At 43.5% G+C, this 24,163-nt stretch carries 20 protein-coding genes; 11 read left to right on the top strand and 9 right to left on the bottom strand.

Annotation, left to right across the window (positions count from 1 at the left end; genetic code table 11):
* Positions 1-158: 158 nt before the first annotated feature.
* Positions 159-1,244: a rhomboid family intramembrane serine protease gene (locus Q0788_RS07905; RefSeq protein ID WP_298809366.1), complete on the top strand. Its 1,086-nt coding sequence runs from the start codon at positions 159-161 to the stop codon at positions 1,242-1,244.
* 147 nt (positions 1,245-1,391) lie between these two features.
* Positions 1,392-2,204: a MipA/OmpV family protein gene (locus tag Q0788_RS07900; RefSeq protein WP_298809364.1), complete on the top strand. Its 813-nt coding sequence runs from the start codon at positions 1,392-1,394 to the stop codon at positions 2,202-2,204.
* A 141-nt stretch (positions 2,205-2,345) separates the two neighbouring features.
* On the opposite strand, the gene Q0788_RS07895 is transcribed toward Q0788_RS07900, so the two are convergent.
* Positions 2,346-3,437, bottom strand: coding sequence for a DUF4238 domain-containing protein (locus tag Q0788_RS07895; protein WP_298809361.1), 1,092 nt, complete (start codon positions 3,435-3,437; stop codon positions 2,346-2,348).
* A gap of 280 nt (positions 3,438-3,717) precedes the next feature.
* Entirely contained in the window at positions 3,718-5,121 is a 1,404-nt protein-coding gene (gene fumC, locus Q0788_RS07890; protein ID WP_057761207.1) for a class II fumarate hydratase, read from the bottom strand.
* A 212-nt stretch (positions 5,122-5,333) separates the two neighbouring features.
* On the opposite strand from fumC, the gene Q0788_RS07885 reads away from it, so the two are divergent.
* Positions 5,334-6,059, top strand: coding sequence for a 5-formyltetrahydrofolate cyclo-ligase (locus tag Q0788_RS07885; protein ID WP_298809357.1), 726 nt, complete (start codon positions 5,334-5,336; stop codon positions 6,057-6,059).
* Positions 6,059-6,316, top strand: a complete 258-nt coding sequence (locus Q0788_RS07880; protein ID WP_298809355.1) for a hypothetical protein — start codon at positions 6,059-6,061, stop codon at positions 6,314-6,316. The genes Q0788_RS07885 and Q0788_RS07880 overlap by 1 nt, the downstream gene beginning before the upstream one ends.
* Positions 6,317-6,348: 32 nt before the next feature.
* Here Q0788_RS07880 and Q0788_RS07875 read toward each other — a convergent pair whose 3' ends face one another.
* Together Q0788_RS07875 and Q0788_RS07870 are read right to left on the bottom strand one after the other, a co-directional pair.
* Positions 6,349-6,783 (bottom strand): hypothetical protein, encoded by a 435-nt coding sequence (locus Q0788_RS07875; RefSeq protein WP_298809353.1) that lies wholly within the window; start codon positions 6,781-6,783, stop codon positions 6,349-6,351.
* Between the two features lie 101 nt (positions 6,784-6,884).
* Positions 6,885-8,246 (bottom strand): Na+/H+ antiporter NhaC family protein, encoded by a 1,362-nt coding sequence (locus Q0788_RS07870; RefSeq protein WP_298809350.1) that lies wholly within the window; start codon positions 8,244-8,246, stop codon positions 6,885-6,887.
* A gap of 434 nt (positions 8,247-8,680) precedes the next feature.
* On the opposite strand from Q0788_RS07870, the gene lon reads away from it, so the two are divergent.
* Both lon and Q0788_RS07860 read left to right on the top strand, forming a co-directional pair.
* On the top strand, positions 8,681-11,284 hold the full coding sequence (gene lon, locus Q0788_RS07865) for an endopeptidase La (protein WP_298809347.1): 2,604 nt from the start codon (positions 8,681-8,683) through the stop codon (positions 11,282-11,284).
* Between the two features lie 361 nt (positions 11,285-11,645).
* Positions 11,646-12,203, top strand: coding sequence for a superoxide dismutase family protein (locus Q0788_RS07860; protein WP_298809346.1), 558 nt, complete (start codon positions 11,646-11,648; stop codon positions 12,201-12,203).
* A 224-nt stretch (positions 12,204-12,427) separates the two neighbouring features.
* On the opposite strand, the gene topA is transcribed toward Q0788_RS07860, so the two are convergent.
* Positions 12,428-15,094 carry a type I DNA topoisomerase gene (gene topA / locus Q0788_RS07855; RefSeq protein ID WP_298809343.1) on the bottom strand — a complete coding sequence of 889 codons (2,667 nt, stop codon included), beginning with the start codon at positions 15,092-15,094 and terminating at the stop codon, positions 12,428-12,430.
* 283 nt (positions 15,095-15,377) lie between these two features.
* Positions 15,378-15,974 (bottom strand): hypothetical protein, encoded by a 597-nt coding sequence (locus tag Q0788_RS07850; protein WP_298809341.1) that lies wholly within the window; start codon positions 15,972-15,974, stop codon positions 15,378-15,380.
* A gap of 357 nt (positions 15,975-16,331) precedes the next feature.
* Here Q0788_RS07850 and Q0788_RS07845 point away from each other — a divergent pair, with 357 nt between their 5' ends.
* The gene (locus Q0788_RS07845; RefSeq protein WP_298809338.1) at positions 16,332-16,871 is read left to right on the top strand and encodes a DUF2799 domain-containing protein; all 540 of its coding nucleotides are present in this window, start codon (positions 16,332-16,334) and stop codon (positions 16,869-16,871) included.
* A gap of 225 nt (positions 16,872-17,096) precedes the next feature.
* Here the strand turns inward: Q0788_RS07845 and Q0788_RS07840 are convergent, their stop codons facing one another.
* From Q0788_RS07840 to Q0788_RS07830, 3 genes are all read right to left on the bottom strand, one after another.
* Positions 17,097-17,498, bottom strand: a complete 402-nt coding sequence (locus tag Q0788_RS07840; RefSeq protein WP_025651314.1) for a biopolymer transporter ExbD — start codon at positions 17,496-17,498, stop codon at positions 17,097-17,099.
* A 156-nt stretch (positions 17,499-17,654) separates the two neighbouring features.
* Positions 17,655-18,344 carry a MotA/TolQ/ExbB proton channel family protein gene (locus tag Q0788_RS07835; protein ID WP_290177472.1) on the bottom strand — a complete coding sequence of 230 codons (690 nt, stop codon included), beginning with the start codon at positions 18,342-18,344 and terminating at the stop codon, positions 17,655-17,657.
* A 108-nt stretch (positions 18,345-18,452) separates the two neighbouring features.
* Complete coding sequence (locus Q0788_RS07830) at positions 18,453-19,400, bottom strand: energy transducer TonB (RefSeq protein WP_298809332.1); 948 nt, start codon at positions 19,398-19,400, stop codon at positions 18,453-18,455.
* Positions 19,401-19,886: 486 nt separating this feature from the next.
* On the opposite strand from Q0788_RS07830, the gene Q0788_RS07825 reads away from it, so the two are divergent.
* The 4 genes from Q0788_RS07825 (at position 19,887) to Q0788_RS07810 (ending at position 24,135) form a co-directional block, all read left to right on the top strand.
* Positions 19,887-20,939 (top strand): siderophore ABC transporter substrate-binding protein, encoded by a 1,053-nt coding sequence (locus tag Q0788_RS07825; protein ID WP_298809330.1) that lies wholly within the window; start codon positions 19,887-19,889, stop codon positions 20,937-20,939.
* A gap of 81 nt (positions 20,940-21,020) precedes the next feature.
* Positions 21,021-22,106 carry an iron chelate uptake ABC transporter family permease subunit gene (locus Q0788_RS07820; protein ID WP_298809327.1) on the top strand — a complete coding sequence of 362 codons (1,086 nt, stop codon included), beginning with the start codon at positions 21,021-21,023 and terminating at the stop codon, positions 22,104-22,106.
* A 95-nt stretch (positions 22,107-22,201) separates the two neighbouring features.
* Complete coding sequence (locus tag Q0788_RS07815) at positions 22,202-23,287, top strand: iron chelate uptake ABC transporter family permease subunit (protein ID WP_298809324.1); 1,086 nt, start codon at positions 22,202-22,204, stop codon at positions 23,285-23,287.
* Between the two features lie 77 nt (positions 23,288-23,364).
* Positions 23,365-24,135, top strand: a complete 771-nt coding sequence (locus Q0788_RS07810; RefSeq protein WP_298809322.1) for an ABC transporter ATP-binding protein — start codon at positions 23,365-23,367, stop codon at positions 24,133-24,135.
* Positions 24,136-24,163 lie beyond the last annotated feature (28 nt).

Here is a 24,163-nt window from a genome sequence, read left to right as displayed (position 1 = left end):
TTCATTTTTAAGAACTTTTTCTAAGAACTATCTAGTTTTAAAAGCTATCAGCCATCAAGACTATGAAAACTTGTACCATGATGACCTGCGGATACATAACATTATCTGGCCATACCCTTTATACTATCTATACAACATTTTGATGATATCTCGCTTTTATGACCATTCAACAACTATTAAAAACTGCACCCGTCACTACCCTGCTATTAGCCAGCTTTATTGGGCTATTTATTATGCAGGTACTGACGGGCGTCGATGCCAATAACCCTTCAACTGAAGCCCTGCTCAAATGGGGTGCTAATGCCCTACCTTTTACTATGGGTGATGATCCTTGGCGACTGGTCAGCAGTGCGTTTTTGCACATTGGTCTGATGCATTTATTGTTTAATGGGTTTGCCATGTATTTCTTTGGGCAGATTGCCGAGCCGATGTTTGGCTCAGCCAAATTTTTAGCGTTATTTTTGCTGGCGGCAATCGGTGGTAACTTACTCAACAGCTATGTCACGTGGCAAAGTATTTTGGATGGTACGGGACAGCCTGGACTATCAGCTGGCGCATCAGGCGGTATCATGGGCATTGGCGCGGCACTATTAATCGCTGCACTGTTTAAAATATCGGTCAATGGCATGGTGCTTAACCTCAAAAGCCTCATATTTATTATGGGCATCAATCTTGTCTATGGGTTTGCCGTACCGGGTATTGATAATGCTGGTCATATCGGTGGCGCAATCACGGGACTAGTGATTGCATTGGCTTTTGCGATTGGCTACCGTCAGCGTTTAGCCGTTGCTATACAAAACGCAGCGATTCAGCAGCAGCGCACGTTTAATTCTTATCAAACCAACTATACATACGGTGCTCACGACAACCCACCATATGATAGTCAGTATAGTGGCCAGTATCATGACCAACATGATAATCAAGGCCGCTATGACGCCACTCCTATCGAACAGCCACCTCATTTTGCTGCCAACTCAATCGAACAAAATACTGCGGTTGCTAACAATGAAACGAATGTGTCTGATATAAATGCTAACAATAGTGCTGAAAGCGTTACTGCTAACAATTCACCGTTAAGTAATGAAGCTGTTCATAATAGTATTGATCCCAAAGCACTTAAAAAACCTTCCATTATTTGGCAGCTATTACCATGGCTTGCAATGCTACTTATTAGCATTGGTTTTGTCTGGTGGTGGCAAGATATTCATCAGCAATTACTGCAAGTACTAAAAGCCATTGAGTAAATGCTCATACTTATCTATCATTGCTATATAGACTCCAAAAACAGCATACTGACCTATATTACTGATTCATTTGATTACTTACTCTTTTGAACATGTTTTGCTTAATCGCACCACTCAGTTATTTATACTCACTTACGAGATCCAATTATGTTAAAACTTGCAGCGCTACCTAATATCTCTACACGTACTATGTTTAGCGCGTTCACAGCTACTGCACTACTTAGTGTGGCTAGCATGTCTAACGCCGCACTTTTTAATGACAACTTGCCGACTGATAAAGATGCTGGGCTCAGCGTTGGGGTCAATGTCATGGCGGTCAAATCAGCCTATGATCTCGAAGACAGTACTAAAGTGCGCGTGCTACCAGGTGCATTTTATGACAACAATAAAGTCTATGTACGCGGTGCGCAAGCTGGTGCGTATCTGATCAATGATGGTGTCAATCAGCTGTCTGCCTATGCCAAGCTTGCAGGTTCTGAGTTTGAACCTGATGATGCCAATGGCGCACTACAAGGCTTAGATGAGCGTAAATCATCAGCAGAAGCAGGTCTAAGCTATCAGCGTCGTACGGCTATTGGCGGCATCCGCGCGCAGATAGGTGCTGATGTATTAGATCGTAGTGGTGGTAACACAGCTCGCTTGACCTACCTTTCTAGAATCACTAAAGGCAAGCTAACGGTCTATCCAAGTATTGGCTTTGAATATCATGATGCTGACTACAATGAATACTACTATGGTGTCAGTGAAAAAGAGTCAGCAGAGACAGGCGTTGATGCGTATAAATCTAACTCAAGCCTGAACCCGTATATCAATATCAGTGCCAACTATGACTTTAATGAGCGCTGGGCAGGATTCGCCAATCAAAGCGTGAGCTATGTACCGAATGAGCAGTATGATAGCCCAATGGTCGACTCACGTACTGAAGCGGCGACCACGCTTGGTTTGCTTTATAAGTTTTAACTAAGCTTAGAAGTTTGATATGAAAAAGCCAAGCATTTTGCTTGGCTTTTTTGTAGGTACTTTAGATCAACACATATTTTGAGTTTTTAAGAAGTCAGAGAAGTTTAGTTGTTTGAATAAAATTACTTTTACTGACTCTAGCTAGCCTTTGCGGATCGACATTTTATAAAAATCACTTCGCCCTATTTTTTTTACTACTGCTTGACGAACAAAATCATCATACGTGTCATTTGTCATTATAAACCCATTTGGCTTCCAATTTATTACTCTAGGCCATATTGGTGGTGCAGCGTAAACGGTTTGAGAGACTTTGAAGAACTTTTGATTTACTTTAATTTCAGAAACATCAATTCGATTTTCATCTCTTATCTTACCGTCAGAATTATCTGAAATGTAAAACTCTGTTTTATGGCCTTGCAAAGATTTTGAATACTCCACTTTATTATGAAGACTCTCTAGATATCGAGCACTATCAGGATTTGCTGTGTATATATTAGCTCGACAATTCAGTAACTGAAGATAGTTAAAAGCATCTACATCACACCTATTTTTAAGCTGAACCCACCCTTTTACGTTAGCAATACTATAAACATCTTTATCATAGGCCAACATAAGAATTCTAGGAGTAAGAGGTAAAATAAACAGTCCTCCTGCTGACTGTAATCCAAAAGATCTAAATTGCACTTTTTTATTGAGAAAATACCATCGATTTGTGAGTACTGCTGGATGGTCTGAGGTTATGAAATCAGTTTTAGTATTGTTCTTTAAAATACAAACCTTTAAGTCATGAATTAAATGCCTATCTTTTAAGATCGACTGCATTACTTTGTGAACAACTTCTTTAACTTCCATTTTAATGTCAATAGAAAGCAAAGTTTTTATATCTTGTTCAGTTGATTCAGCAGTAGACTTAGAAAACTCCTCAGTTCTTGCACGTTGAAGTAGCCAAAATTCTATGAGAAATAGCTTGTCTTTGTCTGTCAGAACGTAATTTATATTTTCAAGATTGCGAACTATTTCAGAGAACTGCCCTTCAATCGGCTGTAACGCCTTCTCTAAAGCTAGGTCTTCGCCATAGAAGTAGTTTTTTGAACACTGGTTCTTTATAGGTGCATTTTCTATTAGTTTCTTTTTGTTCAGATTATAGAGACAAATAGCTGCTTTTGATTCATCAGTAGAAAATTTTTTTAAATAGCACTGAGGTACATAATGTTGGTTCTTATTGGAAGCCATTGTTTGCCTCATTGAACGTAATTTTGATATTGAGAGTAAACTTAATACGATAATAAGTAAATTGTATTATTTCTATAGCGAATGAAACATTTAATAGATAAAAGTAATATCCAATCGAAAACAAAAAAAAGACCTTGCCACATAACGTGACAAGGTCTTTTTATTTCTAAATTCTCAGTGGAACAAATATGATGCTGCTACCAGAAAGACGAGGGCAAATTGTACTTATCGTACATTAAGCGAGTCTGACGCCGTAGCAGCTCATTATTTGGTCTACTGCTTACTTAGGATGTACCATATCAGCAGGAATTACCCACTCATCGAACTGCGCTTCAGTTAATAGCTCTAGCTCAACCGCAACTTGCTTTAAAGTTTTGTTTTCTTTATAAGCAGTCTTAGCGATTTTTGCAGCATTTTCATAACCAACATGACGGTTCAATGACGTGACTAGCATCAATGAGTTGTGCAAGAAGTCATCGATTTTGTCTTTTACTGGCTCGATACCAACGGCACAGTTTTCGTTGAAGCTGTTGCAAGCATCGCCAAGCAGCTTGATAGATTGCAACAAGTTAAACGCGATAACTGGCTTATACACGTTTAGCTCAAAGTTACCTGACGCGCCAGCCATGCTGATAGTTGTGTCGTTACCCATGACCTGAGCGACAACCATGGTCATTGCTTCTGACTGAGTTGGGTTCACTTTGCCTGGCATGATAGAAGAGCCTGGCTCATTTTCAGGAATCGTCAACTCGCCCAGACCACAACGAGGACCTGATGCCAACCAACGTACGTCGTTAGCGATTTTGTTTAAGCTGCCCGCTAATGTTTTTAGTGCGCCTGAGGCAAATACTTCTGCATCACGAGCGGCTAGTGCTTCAAATTTGTTTGGTGACGTAACGAATGGCAAGCCAGTCAAAGTCGCTAGTTGCTCAGCTGATTTTACTGCATAGTCAGGATGGGCGTTTAGACCAGTACCAACGGCAGTACCACCTAGTGGCAATTCATATAGACCTTGTAGCGCGTTGTCGATACGAGTCAATGAATGGTCAAGTTGGCTCACATAGCCGCTAAACTCTTGGCCTAAAGTCAAAGGCGTCGCGTCTTGTAAATGCGTACGACCGATTTTTACGATGCTATCGAATTCTTTGGCTTTTGCCGCTAGCGTATCGCGTAGGGCTTGTACTGCTGGGATCAACAAGCTGTTGATCTGACGAGCAGCTGCCACACGAATCGCCGTTGGGAAGCTGTCGTTGGTAGACTGTGCATGGTTCACATGGTCATTTGGGTGAATTGGCGTGTAGCTACCGCGCTCAGAACCAGCGATTTCGTTAGCACGGTTGGCCAATACTTCGTTCATGTTCATGTTTGACTGTGTGCCAGAACCTGTCTGCCATACAACCAATGGGAACTGATCGACCAGACCACCATTGATGATTTCGTCAGCGGCTTGTACGATAAGGTCACGCTTGTCGCCTTCGATACGCTCTAGGCTTGCATTGGTAATCGCAGCGGCTTTTTTGACCAGTGCCATCGCTTCAATCATTGGACGCGGCAACGTCTCGCCACCGATTTTGAAGTTTTCGCGGCTACGCTGAGTTTGCGCACCCCAATAAGCGTCAGCTGGGACTTCTACGTTGCCCATGGTGTCTTTTTCGGTACGAGTTGCCTGATTCTGTGTCGACATAACTACCCTCTTTACTGGTTTGTTGTTAGATAACTGAACGATAAAAAGTGCAACAGCTGCTGCACATAAACGGAAATACGATGTAAAGTGGCGTTATGATAGCATGACTAGGGCGTGTTGAATATTCACAAATAGCCTTGAGCAATGCCTAAAAACGAATGTCTAAAAACGCCTGTCATCACCAATCTGATACTTCATTGGATAAGATACCTATGCTATCTAAAATTATGCACTCTGAAACCATGCACCCCAAACCAATACGGCCTGAGCCAAATAACCTTGATCCAAATAATTCGGACTCAAAAAACACTGAAACATCCGAAACTGTCATCAGCAACCCGCCTAGACGGCACTTTACTCGCCAGCGTCGCCAGTTAAGCGATGGCGCGCGTAGACAATTTGCTCAGTCTGCAAGCTTGCATTTATCTAAGCTACAGCAGCGATTGCCTACACATGCACGCATTGGACTGTACTATGATGGATTTGGTGAGCTACCTACCCAGCCACTGCTAGACTGGTGTCAGCGCTTAGGCTATTTACCTTACTTGCCAGTTGTTGGTTCACTTGGTCGTACTAGCAATGGCAATGATGATAAACACCTGCGCTTTGTACCTGTTTATCACTCAAAACTGATCAACGTCCCCACTCGCATTCACCAATTAGGCATGAAGCAAAACCACAGCCGCGCCCTATTATGGGCATCAGAACTAGACGTGATGATTTGTCCACTGGTGGCGGTAGACCTAAACGGCAACCGTATGGGCATGGGTGGTGGGTTCTATGATACGACGCTTGGTAACAGCCATCGCTCAGGTGCGAAAAATCCATTAAAAATTGGCTGGTGTTATGACTTTCAAGTGGTTGAACAATTAGCGCGTCAACCGTGGGATGTACCATTAGACGGCTTAATTACCCCAAGCGGCATAAGGTGGTTTTAATGAAAGACGATAAACACTTTGAAAAAGACTCTAGTGCTGCTGATTCCAGTGCAGACAGTGTGGATGAGTATTTGCAGACATTAGGCAATGAAGACGCTAGAGAGCAACGCTACTACAGTCAAGAGCAGCCGTTTAGCGCTGATGAGATGACAAGGCTCGTCAATGAAGAACGCTTAAATGCTTTGCTCGCGCAAAGTGATGAGTTTTTGAGTAGTTTAAGCGGTGAGATTAAGGATTTTGATGAAGACGACCTTTGACTTGAGTAGGGTGCGCCTAGCGCACCAATAACTTATACCTCTACAAATTCAATAGTCGTGTTGTCTCTAGTCATGTCTTCAAGCAAAAAAACTTCTGCATTTTCGACAATGTCAAACAACTGGTTAATGATTTCCTTTTTATCTTCATCGGTTGGTTTATTAATGTTGTCATGAAAACTTAATGTTACGGAGTAGGAACGATTACCTCTTATGTCTACATTTACAACAAAATTGTTATTCAAAAATACGTAACTTAAGCAAGATATCGGTCCTTGTATCCCATAGAAAACAGCCTCTTCTGTATTAAAGATATAGTAGACCTCTTCAAATTTTTTAGGTGGAATAACCTCTTGTACTTTCTCTTCAAGAATCCTTAGAAGTGTCTCTAATTTCTTGGGATTTAAATATTTTCTTTCTTTTAATATCTTTTTAAGCTGAGTTGCACTCATGTGTTCTTTAACTTTCATAAACCCATCCTTTTTTATGCACTATTTTCTATTCCCACCTTAAAACAAAAAAGCCATCTATACGATGGCTTTTTATAAAACTATATTTTAGCTAAAGCAACCTACAACACCATCGCTGCAATCCAACCAAATGCCAGTAGTGGAATGTTGTAATGCAAGAATGTCGGTATCACACTGTCTTTGATATGGTCATGCTGACCGTCGATATTCAGACCAGACGTTGGCCCCAACGTCGAATCTGACGCTGGCGAACCTGCATCACCCAGCGCGCCAGCCGTACCGATAATCGCTACAGTAGCCAATGGCGAAAACCCTAAAGAAATACATAGCGGTACATAAATCGCGGCCAAAATAGGAATGGTCGAAAATGAAGAACCAATGCCCATGGTCACAATCAAACCAATCAATAGCATGATAAATGCGGCCATCGCTTTGTTACCAGCGAACAGTGACGCTGCCCCATCGACTAATGGCTGAATTTGCTCAGTGGCTTTCATCACTTCAGCGAAGCCTTGCGCGGTAATCATAATAAAACCAATCATCGCCATCAGTTTGATACCGTCATTAAAGACGCCATCAGCATCACGCCACTTCACCACGCCGGTCGCCATAAACACACCGAAGCCAAACATTGAGCCGAGAAGTAGCGAATCAGTATATAGCTGCACCACAAAAGCAGTCACGATAGCAGCCAATGCAACCAGTGTCTTTAACTTGCTTTGCGACTGTGCACCAACGGCGGTTTTACTTAATGCATCGCCTTCCACTACTGCATCATGCGCTTGCTGATCTATCGCAATCTGCTGATACGTACGTGGCTTACGGTAGCTGATAAATACAGCAACCAGTAAACCAATTAGCATACCCAATGCAGGAATCGCCATGGCTTGCACCACAGAAATATTAGCAACATCGATACCCGCTTCACCTACATTCTTTAGCATAATCTGATTGAGATAGATATCACCAAAGCCATAAGGAATAAACATATAGGTGGTGACCAGTCCAAACGTAATCAGACAAGCAATCAGGCGTCTATCAATCTGCATGCGATTGAATGCTAACAATAGTGGCGGTACCAGCAGCGGAATAAAGGCAATATGAATAGGGATTAAGTTTTGACTAAAGCAGCTCATGGTAATGAGGCCTGCAAACAGCATGTACTTAATCATGCCACTCGTACCAGCAGCATCGATACGCTTGATGACCGCGCCTGCCAACGATTGCGGCAAACCTGAATGAGCAATCGCTACCGCAAACGCCCCAAGCAGTGCATATGACAGCGCAATCTCTGCGCCATTACGGATGCCTTCTTGAAAAGCATTGAGCGTATCAGTAATACCAAGCCCTGCTAGCAGTCCACCTGCCAGCGCCCCGATTAATAAACTGAGCACCACGTGCACTCGCGAAAGTGACAGTCCTAGCATAATAATAACTGCTAGCAATACCGCATTGATGGCCATGTGTTGCCCCTTGTTCTTTATACTTTGGTCTTATTGAGACCTATGAATATTGAAACTAATGAATATCGCCCTGTTGTCTAAAACGTCTCAATATGAGAGCCTGTTTTAGACGCGCGCCAGTTTACCTTATTTTGGGTATAAAGCCTACGCATAGAACCAATTAGGCATCAACATAGGTAGCCAAATATCACCTATACATCTAAACCCTCTTTTATAATTTCTGACTGTCTTTATCCTTCACAGACCAGTCACACTAATGACAACACATCGTTACCCACATTAATTGCATTAATAACTGGACGCTCAGATAACTATTTAACAAAGATAAGCAGACGACTTCACCAATCAGCCTTGCAATTTTTTTCGTGAGCACCATTTATCTAAACATGAACCACGAACTTGACTTTACAAGTCTGGGGAACGAGGAAAAACATATGAGTGAACATAATATTGATAAAGACAACATCGACATCGATGTATCATCTGCCCTGAACACTGACACGACGTCTGACGCAAATACTGACACTGACGCTAATATCAGTGCTGACGCGAATAATGAGACAAAAAGCTCATCTACGGATGCGTCAAATGCCTCATCCAACGCTGTCAAAGACAATGAAGATGAAAGCTATCTGCCACTGCTGGCATTACGTGACGTCGTCGTCTATCCACACATGCAAATTGCATTGTTTGTGGGACGTGCGCCATCGGTGAAAGCGGTTGAGCTGGCACAGGCTGAGTATGGCAACAAAGTACTGGTAGTCGCGCAAAAAGACTCACTGACCGAAGATATTGATCAAGACAACTTGTATCAGTACGGTACGGTGTGCCGCATCGTCAGCACTATGCCACATGACAGCGATGAGAACTGCATTAAAGTATTGATCGAAGGTCAATACCGCGCTCGTGTCGATAATATAGAAGGCCATGATGATTTATTGATGGCGAGATTTGAACGTGCCGACCTTGATGTCAGCATGGATGAAAGCCAACAGAAAAATACGATTCAAGCATTAACTACATTATTCGAAAGCTATGCAGATGCGCGACTTCGCAATGCACGTGAGCTGACTCGTGTGGCCAAACGTATTGACGACTTGCTTGAGTTGGTTTATTTCATCTCAACTCGTGTATCGATGGACCTTGATATCAAACAGTCTTTCCTAGAAGAAGACGATATCAAAACGCATATCAATACGTTGACTGAATATCTGGTTAAGCAAAGTGCTGAGCAAAATATCGAACAGGATATCCAAGATGCTGTGCGTCAGCAAATGGAAGACAATCAGCGCGAATACTTCTTGAACGAGAAGATGAAAGCCATTAAAAATGAGCTGTCAGATATGAATGACGGCGCGTTCGATGGTGAAGATGATGTGGCTGAGCTAGAGCAGCGTTTAGAAGATGCTGACCTACCAGACGATGTGCGCAAAAAAGCTGAGCAAGAGTTCAAAAAGCTCAAAATGATGCCGCCTGCATCAAGTGAATCATCTGTGGTACGCAACTATATTGAATGGATCTTAGACACACCGTGGAATGCGACGACCAAAGTATCTATCAATTTAGATAAAGCTAAAACGGTATTAGACGAGGATCATTATGGTCTACAAGATGTAAAAGACCGCATCTTAGAGTACCTCGCCGTGCAATCACGCGTGAAAAAACTTCGTGGTCCGATTCTATGTCTTGTCGGTCCTCCAGGTGTTGGCAAAACTTCACTAGGCGAATCTATCGCCCGTGCCACTGGTCGCAAGTTTGTGCGTATGGCGCTTGGTGGCGTACGTGATGAAGCAGAGATTCGTGGTCATCGCCGTACCTATATCGGTGCGATGCCGGGTAAAATCGTTCAATCACTTGCAAAAGTAGAAGTCAAAAACCCGCTGTTCCTATTAGATGAAATCGATAAGATGGCACAAGACTTCCGCGGTGATCCAGCATCAGCGTTGCTTGAAGTATTGGACCCATCACAGAACGATACATTTAACGACCATTATTTAGACATGGACTTAGACTTGTCGCAAGTGATGTTTATCTGTACTGCTAACAGTATGGATATTCCGCCTGCGCTGCTTGACCGTATGGAAGTCATTCGTCTGCCGGGTTATACCGAAGAAGAAAAGGTCAATATCGCACAGAAATACCTAGTGCCAAAAGCGATTAAGCAAAACGGTCTCAAAGAAGGTGAAATTGAGATTGTTGAAGCAGCATTGCACAGCATCGTACGTAGCTATACGCGTGAAGCAGGTGTGCGTAACCTTGAGCGTGAAGTGAACAAAATCTGCCGTAAAGTGGTTCGCGGTTCGGTTGAAACTCATGGTGCGCGTGCTCCGAAAAAAGCAGAACGTCAGCTAGTGACAGTCGATGACAAGAACATCGATGATTATCTAGGTGTACATCAGTATGACTATGGTCTGGCTGAAGAAGAGCCTGAGATTGGTCGTATCACTGGTCTTGCATGGACTCAGGTCGGCGGTGAGCTATTGACCATCGAAGCGGTCGGTATGAAAGGTAAAGGCGAGCTTAGCTTTACCGGTTCACTCGGCGATGTAATGAAAGAGTCGATTCGCGCGGCTATGAGTGTGGTTCGTGCTCGCGGTGATAGCTTAGGCATTGATTACGAGACGTTTAAAACAACAGACGTCCATGTGCATATGCCAGAAGGCGCCACGCCAAAAGACGGCCCATCTGCTGGTGGTGCACTGACGACAGCGCTAGTCTCTGCGTTGACAGGTATCGCTATCCGTCCAGATATTGCGATGACAGGTGAGATTACCTTACGCGGTAAGATATTACGCATCGGTGGTCTCAAAGAGAAATTGCTGGCGGCACATCGCGGCGGTATCAAGCACGTCTTGATCCCAGCGACTAATGAGCGTGATCTGGCTGATATCCCTGACAACGTAAAAGAAGGCCTAACCATTCAGCCAGTCGCCACGATTGAAGAAATCTTAAAGGTTGCTTTGGTGAGTATGCCAACACCAATCAAACCTGCAAAAGTTACGGTTGATAAAACCTCTGGCAAAGCACTGCATAATTAATTGAACCTTTATTAAACTCGTCCTATAGATTAAGAAGCCGCTCATCACAATGATGGGCGGCTTTTTTATGCCTGTTTATTATCTATTTACTTATAGTTCATAGCTTTCTTAATAGGTTTCTCACGCATTTAAAGCCATTTAATTTCAGAAATTATTTATTTTAGTCCGTTTTTCAAACCCATACGTTACTTACATTTATTAACTGATTGTTGCGCATTTGATGAATAACTATAGAGTTAGCTTGGCTATACTGACTCCGATGTTAACGAATATTGACGCCGATTTTTATAGAACAATAACGATATATATTCGTGACTTTAATGAAGATTAAAAATAACAACTCAAACAATTGGAGATAATAATGAATAAGACATTACTTGCAAGTACCCTATTATGCGGTTCAGCGTTAGCAATGACTGGTTGCCAAACGGTAGAAAGCCAAATGCAAACAGGCAATCCTTTAGCACAGCCAACGCTAAAATCAACCATACAAACAGTAGATGGTAAGAAGAAAGAAGTTGGTCAAGTTTTCTTACGTCCAGTTGATGGTGGTGTCCAAGTTTACGGTAAACTCACTAATCTACAGCCAGGCAGAACTGTTTCATTACATATCCATGAAACAGGTAGCTGTGACGTCATGGGTAAAGCAGCAGGTGGGCACTTCAACCCAGATAACAAGCCACACTCTAATCCAGATGATATGAATGGCCATGCTGGTGACTTGCCAAACTTAACTGCTAATGAAGATGGTATTGCTACTATCAATTACGTGAACAAGAAAATCGCAGCGACTGAAGCAGGCAAATACAGCGTAAATCGTTTGGCCTTTATCGTACATGCTGGCGTTGATGACTATACCAGTCAGCCTTCAGGTAATGCAGGCGATCGTATTGGTTGCGGTATCATCGTAAAAAACTAATACTGTCCAAATCTATGAACTCAAGCTAAGTCTATAAACGTAGAAATGGCTTAAAAGAAATTTTATGAGCACAAAAAAACCCTCTTAAACTATAAGAGGGTTTTTTGTTGGAAGTAATTATTAGGTTTGTTTAAGCCAATAAAAGAAAGACCAATGCAAATTGTACCTGTAGTACATCAGATGAGTCTGACGCTATAAAAGCACTATATTGGATTTCACAATAGTTACTCCTCTACCCATTCACCTTTACGCCAATAAACACCCCAACGTGTGGCCTTGCCGTTTTTTTCAGAGCCGATATACTGCTCTTTTTTCTTACGTGACCAGCGCAAGATGGTTGGGTTACCTTCAGGATCTTCATCTGGCCCTGCAAACAGATACTGGAACTTGTCTTCCATTTTATCTTTAATTTCTCGTAGCTCAGCCAGCTTTGGCGGACGTGTCTCACGCACTTTCGGGAACTTAGACGCCGCTAAGAACATGCCAGCCGCCCCTTCACGCAAGATGAAATAATCATCGTGTTTGGTCGACTTTAGCTCTGGAAGATGTATTGGATCCATACGCGGCGGAGCTGCTTCACCAGTTTTTAGTACTTTACGCGTGTTATCACAGTTCTGACAAGCAAAGTACGGACCAAAGCGTCCTGTTTTAAGCTCCATCTGCCCATCGCACTTATTACAGTCAATAGTTGGTGCATCTGAGCCAGGAACTTCAAACTTACCTTCTTCTAGAATATAACCATCGCAATCAGGGTTGTTGCCGCAAATGTGTAGTTTGAGGCCACCATCTACGATGTAACCATTCATCGCCGTGCCACATTTCGGGCAGCGTTTTTTCTCCATCAAATCTTTAACTTCTGCCGCTTCGTCATCACCTTCCGCATCATCTAGATTGGCGAATGCTTCGACTGGCATTAGATTTTTGGTGCCTTTACAGCGCTCTTTTGGCGGTAAGTTATAACCAGTACAACCTAAGAATACACCTGTTGAGCCTGTGCGCAGCTGCATCGGACGATCACAGATATCACAGTGGACATCTGGCACGTCAGTTGGATCGTTTGGACGCATACCGTCTTTTTCTTTGGCACGCTCTAGAGTGGTTTTGAACTCGCCATAGAAATTATCAAGCACATCTTTCCAATCTTGATCACCTTCTGCCACATGGTCGAGCTTGTCCTCTAACGCAGCAGTAAAGGTATAATCCATCAAATCTGGGAAGCTAGCCGTCAATCTATCGGTGACGATATCGCCCATCTTTTCAGCAAATAAACGCTTGTTTTCTAACTTCACATAACCACGATCTTGAATAGTCGAGATGATTGAGGCATACGTCGATGGACGACCGATGCCTTTCTTCTCAAGCTCTTTTACTAAGCTTGCTTCAGTATAGCGGGGCGCAGGCTTAGTAAAATGTTGGCTCGGATCTAGCTTATCTAGGTTTAACTTATCGCCTTTTTTGACATCAGGCAGTAAGGTATCGTCAGTCTTGGCTGGTGGCATCACTCTTGTGTAGCCATCAAATACCATGGTACGGCCACGGGCTTTTAGCTCGATATCATCTGCGCCTACAAACAGGTTCACTGATAAATATTTGGCAGGTAACATCTGACACGCCACAAACTGACGCCAGATTAGCTCGTATAGACGTATCGCATCACGCTCAACACCTTTGAGCTGTGTTGATTTCATATTGACGTTAGAAGGACGAATCGCTTCATGCGCCTCTTGTGCACCCTGCTTGTTACCATAGAAATTTGGTTTTTCTGGTACATATTTTGCGCCATAGCTGTCTTCGATATGACCACGGACAGCAGCAAGCGCGTCGCCTGATAAGAACGTCGAATCAGTACGCATATAAGTAATATGACCCGCTTCATATAGACGCTGCGCCAAAATCATGGTTTTCTTAACAGAGAATCCTAAGCGCGTGCTAGCAGCCTGTTGCAAGGTCGAAGTAATAAACGGTGCGCTTGGACGCGATTGCGTTGGTTTCTCTTCACGCTCTTTGACGATAAAGTCGCTTGCTTTGAGCACCTCTAAAACTTCATCGGTTTGCTCTTTATTACCAAGCTTTAAAGTTTTTCCACCTTGTTTGGTCGCCTCTAAGCGGATACCGATTTGCTCAGCATCTGAGGCTTTTTTAGCATTGCCATTAGCAATGTGCGTGTCTGCATGGATTTGCCAGTATTCTTCTGGAATGAACGCGCGAATTTCATGCTCACGCTCGACGACCAAGCGCATGGCAACTGACTGTACGCGACCTGCAGACAGCCCGCGAGCAATCTTTTGCCATAATAGTGGCGATACCATAAAGCCAACAACACGATCCAAGAAGCGACGAGCTTGCTGTGCGTTCACGCGGTCAATGTCTAATTTTGAAGGCTGTTTAAACGCACTTTGAATAGCTGACTTGGTAATCTCGTTAAAGACCACACGTTGATACTTGCTATCAGGGCCACCGATGACTTCTTTTAGATGCCAAGCAATCGCTTCCCCTTCTCTATCCATATCCGTTGCTAGATAGATTTTGTCAGCGTCTTTGGCTAATGCTTTAAGCTCTTTGATGACTTTGGTTTTGTTTGGTAATACTTCATAGACTGCTGCCCAGTCATGCTCTGGATCTACACCCATGCGGCGTACCAGTGCTTGTTGCGCTTTTTCTTCTTTGGTCAGACTGTCATCTTTTTTAGCAGTCGTTGCTTTCTTTGCGCTTTTGCTCGCACTGACCGGCAAATCACGGACGTGACCGATACTTGAGCGTACGATAAAGTCATCACCAAGGTATTTATTAATCGTTTTTGCCTTGGCTGGTGATTCTACAATCACCAAAGACTTACCCTTTGGGCTGTCCGCAGCTGGTGCTGGACTTTTTTTGGTTGTGGTTTTTGCCATGTTTGACGACACCATAATATAAGTAAATTAAAAGTAAGGTTAAATTCAGCAGCACGGCAATTTATGGAAGCTGATACTCATGGTTTGACCATGGTTCAACTATTTATAGTAATAATCGCTGCTGATAAAAAAGGTTATAAAACAAATAATAACCATAAAATAAAGATATAGTTATAAAGACGTTACACTGCTAAGCGTTAAACTGTCAACTTTAAATAATTTGAATATGACAAACCGCTTGCATATTGCCCTTTAATGGAGACGAAAATACGCTTTACTAGGTTTATGCTTGTTTTTGCATATGTAGCGCCCATTTCTCAAGGTTTTCTTTGAGCACTAATAAGTCCGCTTCGATCCGTTTTTGATGGTACGTAGGATTAGATGCTGGACGTACATAAGCAATATCTTCCCAATAAATAATAATGCTATTGGCCTTGGTCAATAGACCTTTAACAAACGGTTCGATACTTACTGGCAAATCTAACGGCACTTGATCCAAGCTAAAATCAGTCTTTTTGACCGTCGGATTATTGCTGATTTGACTAGATCGAATCGCACTGGGAATAGTAAGCGTCTTATCATCTGTACTGGTATCGACAAAACTGCTGTCTGGTCGCCACTGTCCATCAATCACTTGATAACGTGTATGCGGCAGTTTAGTGTCTTCAAATATCAGGCAGTACTGTCCAAGCATACCGCGGCCATACTCATTGTCACGGCCTTTGATCCAATCAGGGCACGAAACGAGCTTTGGATTGAGCTGTAAACGACGCGCGGTCATACGCAGCTTATCTAAACGCTGATCGATACCGTTCGGTTTGAGCGCCATCATACTCCCTAATACGAATAGTACAATGATAACGCCAATCAATGTTCCCATGATGGTCTGGCCTTTTGACTAAATGAAAAAGATACTAAGAGATATAACGGTAAATATCGCTAATGAACCGTTATTTATAAATAGTACATATAGACTTGCGATTAGCACGATAACAAACAACGATATATAAGGGCTTATAATGAGCACGAACCATTAAAAATCAAGCGTTGTCGTCCAATCGCGGTGCAACAGGTGCTTTTAAAGCATATGACAATTTAGCAAGTTACACTATTAAATCAGCTATTTAGCGTATACAAACTTACTGAGTACAGTACACTATAAAAACCAGATACGAAAAGTGGTCAGTTCAAAAAAGTGCTATGATAAACCATAATTTTAAACGCGCGCAGGTTTATTATGAATTATCTTATTGAGTCAAACTCATCGGGCGCTTATCACGCTCGCAAGCTGATGAGTAAAGTCATGAGCAAAACAGGCATGAGCCTATCGCTACTTGGCGCGGTCGTACTGACATTATCAGGCTGTGCCACGACTCAGAGCCTAACCCCGCAGCAGTGTCAAAGCAGCAACTGGCAAGAAGTCGGCTACACTGATGGCTCGCAAGGACGTTCAGGTGCCTACTTTGGTCACTATACCAATAGCTGCGCCAGTGTCGGCGGTGCTAGTCCTAACCGTATCCAATGGGAACAAGGGCGTCAACAAGGTCTCACAAAATACTGTACTGAGCTGAATGCTTATAAGCTCGGTCGCGAAGGCTATGACTGGCAACCTGTCTGTCCGTTAGAAGGTATTGAGAAGTTAGAAGAAGCTTACTCCCAAGGGCGCTACTATTATATTCGTCAGCGCGATCTCGACTACTTACGCTCACCTTACCCATTTGGCTACAGACATGCAGGCTTCGGTTGCGGCTATCGTCCGTTTGGCTATGGCTGGTAAAAAAAGAAAACCTCACTAACGACTTAATTTGAGGTTTAAGTAGTTAATGAGGTTGGAGAAAATTTTATTATTTTAATTGTTTTTATTATAGTGGTGCTAATTGTCTTGCTGGTTGGGCTATTGATTTATCTAGCCAGTTTTCTCATCTAAAGCCAAAGCTACTAGCACTGACTCACAGTGCTTAAACTATTCAGTGCTTAAGTTATTCAGTATTTAGCTACTAAGCTACTCATTCACAAACGCGATTTTGGTCAGTCCAGCGTTACTTGCCGCTGCTAAGACTTGAGCAACCGTATCGTACTTGCCTTCTTTATCCGCACGTAACTGTACCGCTGGGTTCTTACCAGTCGCGCCTTGTTGCTGCAAGCGTGTCTCTAACTCTTCCATGCTGATTGGGTCACTATCCCAGAATATCCCCGCGTCTTTATCAATGCTGACTTGAATCGCTTCTGGCGGCGTTTCATTGAGCGCGGCACTAGTCTCTGGCAAATCTAAAGGCACTGTCGGATTCAACACGGTCGCTGTCAATAAAAATATAATCATCAATACCAGCATGATATCGATAAGCGGAATGAGGTTCATCTCATCCATGCTTCGTACGTCATCATCACCCAATTGAAATGCCATAGTTACTCTCAATGCTTTTGGTTATTTTCACACAGCCAAGCCGTTTTTTGACGGTTTGTCGACTTGTCGTTTGAGCCTTTACAGACCTAGCGCTTGCAGCCTTAATGTTTACGGACCTAACGTTTACAAAATCAGTATCTGTAGAACTAGTACTATCTATAGCTGCTTTGGCACAGAATTACTGTAGTTGCTGGTATGCTGAGTCTCGCTCGTCGTTGAACGACTGCTTGGTGCAGCATGCACTTGTGAGGCACTAGTAGCATGGCTCGCAGTTACCTTGGTAGTATCCACAAGACCCGTTGATTGTGCCAATAGATCATGCGCTCTGTCATTGGCTTGATACATTATGCGGCGATTGATACGTACTGCAAGGTTATAAAACACCACGGCTGGAATCGCTACTGCAATACCAAGACCTGTCATAATCAGTGCTTCACCGACTGGCCCTGCAACTTGCCCCAATCCTGCCTGACCACTCATACCGATGTTGTGTAATGCATGGAAAATACCCCATACCGTACCAAACAAGCCGATGAACGGTGCAATCGCTGCCGTCGTACCAAGAATCGGCAAACCGCGCTCACTAGCAAAGCGATAGCGACCGATGTGCTTGAGCAAAGTCTGTTCAGTCACCAAACGGCGAGTGGCAGCATCTGAACCAGCCAAGTCAGACTGCCTGGCTTGTAATTGCTGGCTCAAATCATCTGCTACATTGGTCGCCAGTTTACGGCTTTGCAATACGCGGACGATACCTGTCACCCAAGATAGAATAGATAACGCAAGCAACAAAAAGAACAACGTTTTTGTCACCATGTCGCTGATCTGCCAGTATTGCATAAAGTCCATGTCAGACTCCTTAATGTGTAATGCCATTACATGATACTGAGGTAAATATCATGTTTAGTTTTATAATGAAAAATGATGAATAAATACGTTGTTATAAAGTATGAACTATCAAGGAACCGCGTAACTGATCGGTAGGGTCACATCACCCACCACGGGTACGCCATTCTTAGTAAAGGGTTTGAATTTGCCAGATCGCACTTGACGTCGGGCTTCTTTGTCTACTAGCGGATTGCCTGATGATTGAGCAACGCGCACGTTATCGATGCCGCCTTGCTTGTTGACTCGTAATACCAAGACAACGTTGAGCGTATCACCAGAACGGGCTCTACGTGCGGCGCGCTCAGGGAAACTAAAGTTTGGCGCAGATGCCCAGTTGGCTGAGCTAGCAGTAAAGCTCACAGGCTCATTACTCTGTGCTAAAGCAGCTGCTGCTTCCGCCTCAGCTCTTGCTTGTGCAGCGGCGGCCTTCGCTTGAGCTGCAGCTTTGGCATCAGCGACTCTTTTGGCTTCTTGCTCTGCCCTAGTTTGTGCTTCTTGCTCAGCTTTTCTGGCTTGTCGCTCTGATTCAGCTTGGGCAGCTGCTTTACGCTGTGCTTCAGCTGCTGAGTTATCAACCTTTGGTTTCGGTAGCGGCTCTTTTGGGGCTACTTTTTGACTGGTATCAGGACGAGACTTTTCTGACGCTATCACAGGCGTCACTTTCGGCTCTACATTTTTTACAACAGGCTCTTTTTGCTTTACTGGGGTCTCTGTTGGTTGTTTCACCGGCTCTTCAGGCTTTGGTTCAGGTTGCGGCGCTGGCTGAACTTGTACCTCAGGCTGTATTTCTTTTTTGGCTGTGACTGTTTGCTTTTCTACTTCAGTTGAGACCGTTTTTGCCGGTAATGACACAAACTTTATCTCAAGCGGTGACATCTCTTTTTTTGGCTCAGGTTTGAGTTCAGGCGTTTTTATTGCCACTAGTGCAATTGCGGCAAGCACATGGAGTCCTAGTACTGCAACAATAGCTAGCAATAACGATTTAAGTGGTGGCGCGTCTAAATCCATTGAACTCATAACAGCCTAATGTTTATTACTCAGAGTAGAATGGCGTAGATAATAATGCAAACGATAATTATTATCAATAATAATTTACAATATTTTCGCTATTTAATACATCTCTGACACGTGACATTGCTTAGTGGTTTTACCTATCGCAACGCTCATTTCTATGAACGTTCCCTACTTCTCAATTTCACTACTATGAAACTTATATTTTTATCAAATGATACGTTGCGTTTAATATAACAATTACTGTTAATAAAAACCATTATCATTTATATTGATAATGAGTCTCAACTACTTTATTATAACCGCTGTATTGTCTACCCATACTATTTTTATAAAAACTATTCGTATAAAAAGTTAGTAATTGGTACTAAGTAGACTATTTATTTTATGCTTTTTATCTCAAGCATCGTTCAGACCTAATATTTTTAGCGTCATTCATTTGCAATTACTTTAGACAATTGCTTAAACATTTTTTGATAGACCGAGTTCATTATGCCGACACCCTTATTATCTAGCAGATCTACCGTCTCTTTTTTCAAACGTCCATTACTGACTGCTGCCATGACAGCGTTGTTGGCTACTGTAGTGGCAGGATGTAGCTCGCCTGAATCAAATGACTCTGAGCCAGCAGACGCCAAAACTGAAAACCCAACGGCTGATGAATCACAAAACGTTGCTAATAACGACGCTGTATCTGCTGAAAAAATCATGGTTAATACCGTAAAAGGTGATGTTGAACTGGCTATGAACCCATCGCCACTTGTCGTCTATGACATGACGTTGATGCAAGACTTGGCTGCACTAGATGTAGCGGTCGATGGTATGCCTGGTGGTCTACTACTAAAGAATCTACACTCAGAAACACAGCCTGATCCAAAATCGGTAGGTACTGTGTTTGAGCCAGATCTTGAAGCGTTGAATGCAATGCAACCGCAAGCTATTTTGGTCGGTTCACGCATGGCAGAAAAATACGACGAGCTATCAAGTATTGCGCCGACATTGGACATGAGTATTGATACAGCCAATATCTATGAGTCAAGCAAGCAGCGCCTGCATGATTTAGGTGCACTGTTCGGTAAAAGCGATCAAGCAGCTAAGCTACAACAGAACATTGATGGACTCATCACTGAGACCAAAAGTCTAACGAAAGAAAATAAAGGCACTGGTCTAGTCGTCATGGTCAATGGCAACAAAATGTCAGCCTATGGTGACAAGTCTCGCTATGGTTTTATCCATACTGTGTTAGGTGTACCAATGGCAGATGACAAAATTGCTGATGCGCCTCATGGTCAGCCGATATCGTTTGAATATATCCAAAAAGCCAATCCAGATTGGTTATTTGTCATCGACCGTAGTGCTGCAATTGGTGAAGACGGTATTGGTGCCAAGGCCGTATTAGACAATCCATTGGTTGCCCAGAGCAATGCATGGAGCAAGCAGCAAGTGGTTTATCTGAGCCCAGACTCTTACTTGGCATTTGGCGGCTACTACCAGTGGATGCAAGATCTCACGACGATCAAAGATGCTTTTACTAACGCTAAATAATGTCGTTGCTTATAAAAACGTTTTTTGCACAAGTAGGTATTATTACCGTTAACACTGCTCATTTTTAAGCCAGTAGAGATTATGTCGTTATTTTCACACCGTACTCATGCTAGGCTCAAATCCAGTACTGCTCCATCAGCGTCAAGCTGGCAAAGCGGTACTGGCAATGTGTTACATCGACGTACTGTCATACCACCGTGGTTCATCAATACAGCAAGCCTCATTCTTATGGGGCTTTTGGTGTTATTGAGCTTATCTATTGGTGTGGCTGACTTTTCGTGGTCAGGTATCTTGCAGAGTTTGCTGACTCAGAGTGCCAACTCCGATAGCTCATTGCTATTGGTTAGCCGCATACCGCGTACCATCGCCATTATCTTGACTGGTATTGCCATGGCTGTGGCTGGCATGATTATCCAAGTGGTGCTAAAAAACCGCTTTGTAGAGCCATCTATGGTTGGTGCGACTCAGAGTGCTGCACTTGGTTTGCTGGTGGTCAGTTTACTGTTCCCTGCCAGTGCGCTCATTGTAAAAATGGGCGTGGCAACCATCGCTGCCGTTTTTGGCATGATGCTATTTATGCTGCTCATTCACCGTATTCCGCCTACTGATTTTTTGATGATTCCACTGATTGGCATTGTCTTTGGCGGCATTATCGAAGCCGTCACTACCTTTATCGCCTATCAAACCGAATCGCTACAGATGCTCAGTGTTTGGCAGTTTGGGGATTTTTCGGGCGTATTGGCAGGGCGCTATGAGCTATTGTGGCTCACGGGTGGATTGTGTGTGCTGGCTTATATTATTGCTGACAAGCTGACCATCGTCGGCTTGGGTGACAATATCGCCTTAAACTTGGGTATTAGTAAGCGTCAGGTCACTTGGATTGGCGTGGGTATGGTAGCCATGATGAGCGCTGTCGTGGTCGTGACTGTGGGCATGATTCCTTTTATTGGGCTGGTCGTACCAAACATTGTGAGCCGTCTAATGGGAGATAAGTTGCGTCGCAGCTTGCCAGCAGTTGCCCTACTTGGTGCTTCAGCGGTGCTGCTATGCGACATTATCGGGCGCTCTATTCGCTATCCATTTGAAGTGCCGGTCGCCACTATTTTTGGTGTGGTTGGTACGGTGCTGTTTTTATGGCTGTTATTACGAGCGCCAGCTGAGCAGTAGCACTATGTTCACTAACTGTGTATTAGTTTGCAACACTCACTTACCGTCGTTCATTTTTGCCTTATTAGATAAGCTTGGCACCATAGGATTTTTGTATGTTCTCATCAACTAAGCTTACTTCTACCAAGACTGGTGCTACCAAAACCAGCACAGCGATAGATAACTCATCTTCAGCAGATGGTCAGTATTCAGCCGCTGCCCAAAGTCAGTTGTCAAAGCTGTGGGCATGGATAGCTGCGCATCCAAAATCCATAGCAGCTATTATTCTACTTATCTCGATGACCTTGTTTATGACACTCAACGTCAATGGCTATTGGGACTTTGCGCTACCATTACGCGGCAAAAAACTGCTGGCACTGATGGTGGTTGGCTATGCGATTGGCGTGTCGACGTTACTGTTTCAGACGTTGACTCACAATCCAATTCTAACGCCCTCCCTACTTGGGTTTGACTCACTCTATGTTCTGTTGCAGAGCTTACTGGTTTTCTTTCTAGGTGCGATTAGCTTTACCAGTCTCGATCCTATTGCCAAGTTCACGTTAGAGATTGTCCTGATGTTTGGGGCATCTTTATTATTATTTAAGCTATTATTTTCTAAAAGCAGTCAAGATCTGACGCGGCTAATATTGGTGGGCGTTATCTTTGGTGTGTTGTTTCGCAGTTTATCAGCACTCATTGCACGGCTGATAAACCCTGATGATTTTGTGGTCGTACAGTCTGCCAGCTACGCGCAGTTTAATACAGTCAACCCTCAGCTACTAGGTATCAGCTTATTTATCTGTGCCATCACTGCGATATTTGTGTGGCGCTGGCGTTACCAATGCGATGTATTGATGCTCGGACAAGCACAAGCCGTCAACCTTGGTATCAACTATCAACGTCTGGCATTTGGTCTATTAACTGTCATCGCTGTACTGGTTGCCACGGCTACCGCTCTGGTCGGTCCAGTGACTTTCTTTGGTCTATTGGTTTGCGCATTGACCAATCGTATCGCTCGACATATGTATCACACCGAGCGGCTGATATTGGTCAGTTTGGTCGCTATGATTTGCTTAGTGCTGGGTCAAACACTCTTTGAGCAAGTGCTAGATATGGCAGGCGTATTGTCAGTGGTGATAGAGCTAGCGGGCGGATTGATGTTCTTAGCATTGATATTTATGTCTCAGCGTCGTTCGTTATAACTACTTAGCTGACGTTGTTTATTTAGCTGATGCTGTTGATAAAGAAAACCCTAAGACTTTTTTAAATAAGACTGACTATGATTAAACTAAATAATATCTCTCACCATATTGGCAAACAACAAATCTTGCATGACATTACGTTGTCCCTCCCAACGGCGCAGGTGATTGCTTTGATTGGGCCTAACGGCGCTGGCAAATCTACGTTGTTTTCTGTCATGGCTCGCTTGCAGCCGCTACAATCTGGGCAGGTGAGCTTCGCTGTAAATAATGAGGAACGTGATATTGTCAGCTGTCAGGCGCGAACGCTGGCCAAGACGGTTGCGATGCTTGGGCAAGACAACCATGTACAAGGACGCCTGCGCGTACATGAGCTACTGATGTTTGGTCGTTACCCTTATCATCAAGGACAACCGACCGCCGACGATCAGCAAAAAGTACAGGAAATCCTCGAGCGCTTTGAGCTTGAGCCACTTGCCGAGCGCTTCTTGTCAACGCTATCAGGTGGACAGCGTCAACGCGTGCTGATTGCTATGATTGTCTGCCAGGATACGCCCTATCTATTGCTCGATGAGCCACTGAACAACCTAGATATGTATCATGCTGGTCGACTCATGCGTGAACTACGTCAGCTTAGCCACAAACAGCAGAAAACCGTAGTAATCGTCCTGCATGATATCAACCAAGCGGCACAGTTTGCCGATACAGTGGTTACGATGAAAGCAGGACAAGTGACGGCTGTTGGTCGCCCTGCTGATGTTATTACTAAAGAAACTATGAAAGATTTATACAACGTCGATGTCACTGTCCTAAGTCATCAGGGTCGTCCAGTGATTGTTGATACGGTTTAATGACTGGTTATATTCAAGTACGCAATAA

This window comes from uncultured Psychrobacter sp. (genome assembly GCF_947500265.1).
GTDB lineage: Bacteria > Pseudomonadota > Gammaproteobacteria > Pseudomonadales > Moraxellaceae > Psychrobacter.
This window is presented reverse-complemented; position numbering and strand designations above follow the sequence as displayed.